Raw genomic sequence first — 3,891 nt, 5'->3', positions numbered from 1 at the left:
GGGCTCGGCGGGGGGGCGGCGGGGGGGGGTGGCCCCCTCTCCACCCCTCCCGCCCAAAAAAAACCCCCCCCGCGGGGCTGGGGGGCGCGCGCGCCGTAATCCCCCGCGGGGGGCCCCTTCGGTCGTGTTCTGTTGTGATCAGCGGCGTTGTGATCAGCAGCGCGGCGGCGGTGCCCTTGGTGCGGCGGCAGTGCCCTCTCGTACGCGGGCCTGCCTCGCGGGCCTACTCCTCGGTGAGCATTCCGCGCCGCAGTCGGCCGAGCGCACGGCCGAGCAGCCGGGAGACATGCATCTGGGAGACGCCGAGCTCGGTGCCGATCTCCGACTGCGTCATCTCCTCGCCGAACCGCATCTGCAGAATGCGGCGGTCCCGCTCACCGAGCTGCTCCACCAGCGGCTTGAGCGCGTGCAGGTTCTCCACGGCCTCCATGGCCGGGTCGACGTCGCCGAACCGGTCCGCGTACGTGGTCACGCGGGTGGCGCCGCCCTCCTGGTCCGCGGGCGCGTCCAGCGAGGTGGTGAGATAGCCGTTGCTGGCCACCAGTCCGTCGACGACCTCGTCCTCGCTCAGCCCCAGATGCTCCGCGAGCTCGGCCGTGGTGGGCGACCGGTCCAGCCGCTGGAACAGCTCCTCGTTCGCCTTGGCGAGGTCGATCCGCAGCTCCTGGAGCCGGCGGGGGACATGCACCGCCCAGCTGGTGTCACGGAAGAACCGCTTGATCTCGCCGACGATGTACGGAACGGCGAAGGTCGTGAACTCCACCTCACGGCTCAGGTCGAACCGGTCGATCGCCTTGATCAGCCCTATGGTGCCGACCTGGACGATGTCCTCCATCTCCACCGAGCGGTTGTGGAACCGCCGGGCGGCGTACCGGACCAGCGACAGATTGAGCTCGATGAGGGTGTTCCGCACGTACTGGTACTCGTGCGTCCCCTCCTCCAGCTCCGTCAGCCGGTCCAGGAACGTCTTGGTCAGCGCCCGTGCGTCCTTGGGCGCCACCTTCACCGGATCGTCCACCGTGGGCAGATCGACGGGGCCGGCGGTCCGAACTCCATCCACTGCAATGTCACTTACGCGAACGTCATGTGCCTGCTCAGCTTCCGCTGTTGTCAGCATCGACATCGTCGCGGGTGCCGTGTCGTTCACCGTCGCACTCCCTGTATCGGCTGCATGCTTAGGCTGATTGGGGTCCCGTCTACCCACCCTCCATGCCCTCATGCCTCTTTCCTCTGGACAGACGGCGGGCCGATGAGAACCACCAGGCCCCCGACGAGGGCCAACGCCATGAGCACGGCTCCGAAGACGGTCGCCCCCGCCGTCAGCCCCACCGCGTCGCTGAGATAACCCGCCGTTACCGGCAGTACGCCCGCGGGCAGATAGCCGCCGACGTTGAGCGCCGCGTTGGCCTCCGCCAGACGGCTCGGCGAGACACTGGAGTTGAGCAGCGACAACCCGCCGAGCTGCCCCATCCCCTGCCCCGCCCCGGCCAGCAGCGCGGCGGCGACGAGCAGCGGCACGGAGGATGCGCGGACGGCGGCGATGAGCGCGCCCATGCCGATCGTCGTACTGACGGCACCGGCGAGGAGGATCGTCCGCCGGTCCAGCCGCCGCACCGCGAACTGCGCACCGGTCGCGGTGAGGAACATCACGAAGGCCATGGCCCCCGCGACCACGGGACTGGTGGTGTCCAGCAACCCCGAGAGCAGCGACGGCCCGAGGGAGAGCACGAACGAGGTGGCGGTGATGCCGGGCGCGAAGACGGCGATCCCCATGAGGAGTTCCCCACCGCTCCCCCGAGGCACCCCGGGAATCCGCACCCAGGCACCGCTCGCGGACGCGGACCGTGCAGGCGCGACCGATTGTGCAGGCGTGGACCGTGCGGGCGCGGACCGTGCGGGCGCGACGGAAGAACCACCCACCGGCATCCGCACCACGACCAGGACCGCCGCCACCAGCAGCACCGCCTCGAGGGCGAACACCCCCTCGCCCAACACCCCCGCGAGCAACGGCCCAAGACCGGCCCCGAACACCATGGCGCACGAGGCCAGCAGCGCCGCCAGCCGCCGCCGATCCGGCCCGGCCACATCGGTCACCGCCGCCATTCCGGCGGAGACGACGGCGCCGACCGCGATCCCGCTGAACAGCCGCGCCGCGATCAGCGCCGCCACGCTCGACGCGCTCGCGAAGATCGCGCACGCCGCCAGCGCGAGTCCGAGCGCGGGCAGCAGCACGGGCTTCCGCCCCACCCGGTCCGAGACCACGCCCGAGACCAGCAGCGAACCGAGCAGCCCGACGATGTAGCAGGCGAAGATCACCGTCAGGGTGCCCTTGGAGAACCCGATCTCGCGCTGCCACCGCACATAGAGCGGCGTGGCCGCGTTCGACAGGACGAACACCGCGGTCACCGGCCACGCGGCGGTCCACACCCACCGGGTGGCGACGCCGCCTGCCCCTCCGTCGGCCTCCCGCTCACCCGAGACCACCCCCGCCCGACTCCCCACCACGACAGCTCCTCCCGACAAACACGTAGTACGACTTGAGTCGAACTTAGCATGCAGTACGATTGGACTCGTACAAAGAGTCGCGCACCGAGGACCCACAGGACCCACCCATGGCCCCCCAAACCACCGAAGAAGACACCCGCCCCGCCATCAAGGCACTCCCCGAACCCCCCGACCTCCCGCCCCCGCTCCCGGAGCCGGCCGTGGAGGAGATCCGCCTGGAGACGGTCCTGGCGGCGCTGAGCGATCCCCTCCGCCTCCGCATCGTGAGCAAACTCCTCCTCGAATCGGAGCAGTTCGATCACACCTGCGGCTGGTTCGGCCTCGACCGCCCCAAGTCCTCCCTCACCCACCACTTCAAGGCCCTCCGCGAGGCAGGTGTCACCCGTCAGCGCCAATACGGCCTGGAGCGCCGCAGCCACGTCCGCGTCGCCGACCTCAACGCCCGCTTCCCCGGCCTCCTGGACCTCGTGGCCGACTGGACCCCACCCGGGCGGTGACGGCGGGCGTTAGCCAGGCGTTAGCGGATCGGCAGCGGTCGTTAAGAGAACGCCAGCAGCGGCCGACACCATGGATGGTGCGTGAGCAGGAACCGCACAAACCAGAAGCCCATGGGGGTCGTCATGTCGCACCACATTCTCAACCGCCGTATCCGAAAGGCCGGTGCGGCCGCGCTGATCGCCGCCGCCTCGGCCGTCGCCCTCACCGCCTGCGGGAGCAACGGCTCCTCGTCCGACGCCAAGGGGAGCTCCTCCTCGAAGTCGTCGCAGTCGGACGCCTCGATCCACAGCCAGGCGGGCAACAAGACCGGCAACCAGGCAACGACCCTGGGCTCGGGCGCCAACAAGGCCCAGGCGACCTCCGAATGCCAGCCGGGCACGCTGCGCGGAACCCTGAACGACGCCGGCACCTCCCAGGCGGAGATGAACCACCGGGGCACCTTCCTGAAGGTGACCAACACCGGCGACGAGACCTGCGTGATCAGCGGCTACGCCGGGGTCGCCCTGGAAGGCGCCGGCCACACCGCCATCAAGACCACCGCCCGCCACGGCAGCACCTACTTCGCCACCGACCCGGGCACCCACCCGATCACCCTCGCCCCGGGCAAGAGCGCCTGGGCCGACCTGGTGTGGACCACCACCGGCGCCGGAACCGCCCACGCGAAGTACCTGCAGATCTCCCCGACCGGCAGCAACTCCCACAGCACGGTCGCCTTCAACCAGGACCTCGACAACGGCACCCTCTCCCTGACCGCCTGGTCCTCGAAGCCCCCCATCAACGGCTGAACCCCCGAAACACCAAAGAAGCCCCCCCCCGCCCCGGGGCCGGCGGGGGGTGGGCCGGCGCGGGGCGAGCGGGGGAATCACCGGGCCCGCCGCCTCGGGGGGC

At 70.6% G+C, this 3,891-nt stretch carries 4 protein-coding genes; 2 read left to right on the top strand and 2 right to left on the bottom strand.

Annotated features, from left to right (window positions below; all coding sequences use genetic code 11):
- Positions 1 to 223 precede the first annotated feature (223 nt).
- Positions 224 to 1,117, bottom strand: coding sequence for an RNA polymerase sigma factor SigF (locus ACFXB5_RS30125; protein ID WP_385213542.1), 894 nt, complete (start codon positions 1,115 to 1,117; stop codon positions 224 to 226).
- A gap of 98 nt (positions 1,118 to 1,215) precedes the next feature.
- The gene (locus ACFXB5_RS30120) at positions 1,216 to 2,505 is read right to left on the bottom strand and encodes an MFS transporter (RefSeq protein ID WP_385213497.1); all 1,290 of its coding nucleotides are present in this window, start codon (positions 2,503 to 2,505) and stop codon (positions 1,216 to 1,218) included.
- A gap of 107 nt (positions 2,506 to 2,612) precedes the next feature.
- Here ACFXB5_RS30120 and ACFXB5_RS30115 point away from each other — a divergent pair, with 107 nt between their 5' ends.
- On the top strand, positions 2,613 to 3,002 hold the full coding sequence (locus ACFXB5_RS30115) for an ArsR/SmtB family transcription factor (RefSeq protein WP_385213495.1): 390 nt from the start codon (positions 2,613 to 2,615) through the stop codon (positions 3,000 to 3,002).
- A gap of 123 nt (positions 3,003 to 3,125) precedes the next feature.
- Positions 3,126 to 3,788, top strand: a complete 663-nt coding sequence (locus tag ACFXB5_RS30110) for a DUF4232 domain-containing protein (protein ID WP_385213493.1) — start codon at positions 3,126 to 3,128, stop codon at positions 3,786 to 3,788.
- Positions 3,789 to 3,891: the final 103 nt, after the last annotated feature.

This window comes from Streptomyces sp. NPDC059455, assembly GCF_042750115.1.
GTDB classification, from domain to species: Bacteria; Actinomycetota; Actinomycetes; order Streptomycetales; family Streptomycetaceae; genus Streptomyces; species Streptomyces endocoffeicus.
The sequence above is the reverse complement of the archived record's forward strand: the minus strand, read 5'-3'. Positions and strand labels throughout refer to the sequence as shown.

What these genes read in the sequence shown, in the direction of transcription:
- ACFXB5_RS30125 (WP_385213542.1), bottom strand. Translation starts at nt 1,117, where the DNA reads ATGCTGACAACAGCGGAAGCTGAGCAGGCACATGACGTTCGCGTAAGT.
- ACFXB5_RS30115 (WP_385213495.1), top strand. Translation starts at nt 2,613, where the DNA reads ATGGCCCCCCAAACCACCGAAGAAGACACCCGCCCCGCCATCAAGGCA.
- ACFXB5_RS30110 (WP_385213493.1), top strand. Translation starts at nt 3,126, where the DNA reads ATGTCGCACCACATTCTCAACCGCCGTATCCGAAAGGCCGGTGCGGCC.